Here is a 4,123-nt window from a genome sequence, read left to right on the forward strand (position 1 = left end):
TTTTGCCTCCTCAAACTCCCGTTTTTCCTGTGCCACCATTCCCAGTTGGTGATAGAAAACAGCAATATTGTCATTCACCGAGGAATCATTTAAGGCGGTAAGTGCATCCAGGATTTCTTGATAAATTGCCCTGGCTGTTTCCAAGTCAGCAACAGCTAAAGCCTCATTAGCATCGTTGCCCCGCAGATATCTCCAGAAATCAAAGGCATCTTTTCCCTTTGCCTTTGCTTCTGAGAGATGGATGCCAATTTTACTCAATACCCGTTGTTGCAGCGCCCTAAATTCGGATTTGCGATTAATCCGTGTATACACTTCGCCCAAGGCTTGTAGAATAAACTGAGCATTACTCCAATTTTGTTGCTCTTCTGCTAGTCTTAGGTTTTGTAATAAGTTGGGTTCCTCAACTTGCAGTACCCACATTGCTAGTTTCGCATTGCTGATAAGTTCCTGACGGAAGCTATATGCCAACATTGCGTAGAAAAGCAGCAACTTTTTTTCGAGTTGACTGATTACCTCCGTAGTGTAACTATCAGCCAACCGTTGCCGCAAATACCAGGGCAGGGCAGGATGAATTTTGTAGATACTTTCACTAAGATATTCCAGGATACCAGCTTCTACTCCCTCATTCAGTAACCTCAACCAATCAGCCTTTTGCAAATTCTCCCCAAACACCGCCTGATATGCCAGCCCATATTCATCATCAGGATTTTCTGAGAAAGCATGAAGCCAATTAGCATTAACTCGCTGAGAAAATAAAGCCAAAAACGGCAAATGCAAACGACAAGCATCAGATAACTTAGTAAAGGAATAATCCAGCGACACGGTAAGCGACTTATCCCGCCCTTCCTCTTCTGCCCCAGTAAACTTATCCCACCCTAGCCGCAAAGCTTCAATTAACTGCGATGGTGTCTGCCTCTTCAAATGGGGCAACACCACTCGTAACGATAAAGGATGTCCCCCCAAAAGTTTCAGCAAATCCAGATACTCTTTTGGCAGATGCTTTTTCTCCACCCCCACTGTTTCCAGAATTTTTGCCGCCAACTCCTCTACATCTTCCTGCCGCAATCCCCCCAATTCCAGTAACCTGTAACCACAATCCAGCCAAGACTCCTGGCGACGACTAGTAATCAACACCCAAGACTTCCCGCCGCGCAAGTCTTTCAGAAATCGCTGCAAACTATCTCTTTCACTACTATTCAATAACGGTTGATTTCCCGTCGGAAACCCCGCCACTGGCTCAAAGTTATCCCAAATCAACAGACTCGGCTGACTTTTCAGATATTTTAGTACTGCTTGCTCTTGTTGCTCTTGGCGATACTGAGAAAACTTATCGCCCCAAACTGCCCTGCCCACTTGATTGACTACGCTACTCAGCGTCGCCCCTTGCTCAAAAGACACAAAGAAAATCTTACCACCATGTCGTCCCTGAGTTTCATCTAACCACCGGGCAAAACCACAAACTAACTCAGTTTTCCCCACACCACCCATCCCTTGTAACAAGACAAGATTATTTTGCCGAAACGCCCGCTCTAATCGCAAAATATCGTAATCTCGCCCAATAAAACCATAACGCCCCTCCTGTGGCAATTCCACCAAATTACTAACAGTTGGCTCAAAAAAATCCTCAATATCCAGAATATCTGTAGTTGCAGGAATAAAAGGCTGATAAGATTCCTGCTGATACAAGACAGGCACTAACCAATCCTGCAAAGGCTTATCACCTTTAGGGCTAGGGCGAAGTCGCTGATTTAAAATCTGCCTTCGCCCCGCCGCCACCGCATTATCGAGAGTCGCACCCGCCGCCAACTCCCCATACAACCGCCCCATAAAATGTTTCGCCGCTTCTGCAAAAACAGAATACGCCATCGCCACCACACCCTTAGCCCCCAAAGAAACCAAGCGCGTCGCTACAGAAGAAAAGCTTCCCTCTCCCTCCTGCGCTGATTTACAAGCATTCAATACAAATATTGGTACTCGACAATCTGCCAAATTCTGAGCAATCTGTGCCGCTGTAATGATTTGCGGGGAACCATCATTCGCTTCAAATACTAACACTCCCTGCCCCGCACCACCCAAAGTATGGTGAAATCCCACACTATTCGGGTCAAAATCCCCATGTCCATCAAAATGTACTATATGATAAAATCCGGGATGACTATTCAATTCCCGCTCAAACTCCTCAAAACTGGGGGGACGCAATACTTTAATATTGACTTTTTTCCTAATCTGTGCAATAGACTCAAATAAAGGACGGGCAATAGTTTTCAGCCCAATATCCCTTTCCCCATAAGGACGGGCAATTACCAGTAAAATATTTAACTTATCCTGGGGTAAATCCCCCATTTCAGCCCTGACAGCATAATCGCTGAGACTGCGAGACATCCCAGCCAAAGACGGGGCGAGAAAATTGCGATCGCTCGGCGAGTATAATAATTCCCAGGGTAGCGTCAGTATCTCTGGATTATCTGAAGTAATTACTAATTCGCACTGATTCAGCCCATCATGAGTTGCCGCCTGAAAAAATTCCCGCGCCTTCTCGCTACTGCGAAAGACTAACTCAAATAACTCCTCTCCCCAGTTTTGCAACTTTTTCTCAATCTTTGCCGCATTATCATCAGCAAGCCCATAGGGAAAGCGCAAATACTCTTCCAGATACCAGCGCAAATCAGCTAAAGCTTGCTTATCAAAGGGATGTGTAAAGGTTACCGCTGGCGCAGGGCGAGGATTCGCTTTTCCCCGTTGCCAGAAAAGTTGAATCGAATCTCCCTCATGATGAATCCGCAAGCAATTTTTCGCCATACCTACCATATCTACTGCCCTAGACACTAACTAAATTTACCCCATCTTCTTAATCCTTCAGTTTGTGGTAAGTCTATTCCGGATTATCTCCTTAAATTACCTCAGATGAAGGATGAAGGATGAAGTGTGAAGGATGAAGGATGAAGGATGAAGTGTGAAGGATAAATTATCAAAAAAGAATCGTTTTTCAACCTTCAAACTTCATCCTTTATCCTTTAGTTTTCCTCTCGCAAACTTCGTATTTCCTCAATACTAAGTTCCGTCATTTGACTGAGCGTCTCATCATCCATAATACTGAGTAAACGTTTAGCCATTTTGACTTTAGCTTCTTTAGCACCTTGTTCAATACCTTGTTCAATACCTTGTTCAATACCTTGTTCAATACCTTGTTCAATCCCTTGTTCAATACCTTGTTCAATACCTTGTTCAATACCTTGTTCAATCCCTTGTTCAATACCTTGTTCAATCCCTTGCTGAATACCTTGCTGAATGCCTTGCTGAATACCTTGCTGAATACCTTGCTGAATGCCTTGTTCAAGCCCTTGTCTCACAGCAAGAGACATCGCACCTCGCATATCTTGGATAAAAATCTCCCGTTTTTCCAAATCTTCCAACTCTTCAGGAGAGAGAGTAGCTTGATTTGCGATCGCAAAAGCTTGGTTTATTTGTGGTATCCTTCCCATCTCCTCTGGTACGGCACGCAATTCTTTGGCATTCTTGATGAAGTAAATCCATTTATCAGTAATTGTCTTTAATTCATCCAATCTATTTTTAAATTTGGGTAACTCGACAAACACTAATTCAATGTCATGAACCAAATAATCGACTAGATAATCTTTCTCTTTCAAGACAAAGCGAGAAATCACTTTTTCAAATTGGCTAAACATCTCAAAATCTGTAATAGTTAAGGCAATTACTGGATTCAGGAGACTGTAATCTTCTCCTATTTGTAGTTGTACGGAGTAAGCTTTGGCAGCATTATATAAAATGCGCTTCTCAAAACTCTCCACATTCAGAACTTGCATTTCAATGATTACGGTTTTATCTCCTGTAATATTGGCTTTTACATCCAGATAAGTATCCTTAACTCCGCGAATTTTCGGTGCCAGATAGGGATTGATAATTTCTAAGTCTTCAATAACCGATTCTTCGTTGTAAAGAATAGCATTCAAGAAGCTAATCAGAATATCTTTACTTCCCTCAGAACCAAATATCTTTTTGAAGGCAAAATCAGTTTTTGGATTAATGAATTTCATAATTTAGTTGTTGGTTGTTAGTTGTTGGTTGTTGGTTGTTGGTTGTTGGTTGTTGGTTGTTGGTTGTT

Annotated in this window: 2 protein-coding genes; both read right to left on the reverse strand. The window is 42.8% G+C overall.

The features are described from left to right. Nucleotides 1-2,826 (reverse strand): CHAT domain-containing protein (locus NJ959_RS26455; protein ID WP_254014748.1); only part of this gene is annotated, 2,826 nt, incomplete at its 3' end. Between the two features lie 188 nt (nucleotides 2,827-3,014). Continuing rightward, entirely contained in the window at nucleotides 3,015-4,055 is a 1,041-nt protein-coding gene (locus NJ959_RS26460) for an Rpn family recombination-promoting nuclease/putative transposase (protein WP_254014749.1), read from the reverse strand. Between the last annotated feature and the right edge of the window lie 68 nt (nucleotides 4,056-4,123).

Source organism: Limnofasciculus baicalensis BBK-W-15, from assembly GCF_024178385.1.
Classification (GTDB): Bacteria; Cyanobacteriota; Cyanobacteriia; order Cyanobacteriales; family Coleofasciculaceae; genus Limnofasciculus; species Limnofasciculus baicalensis.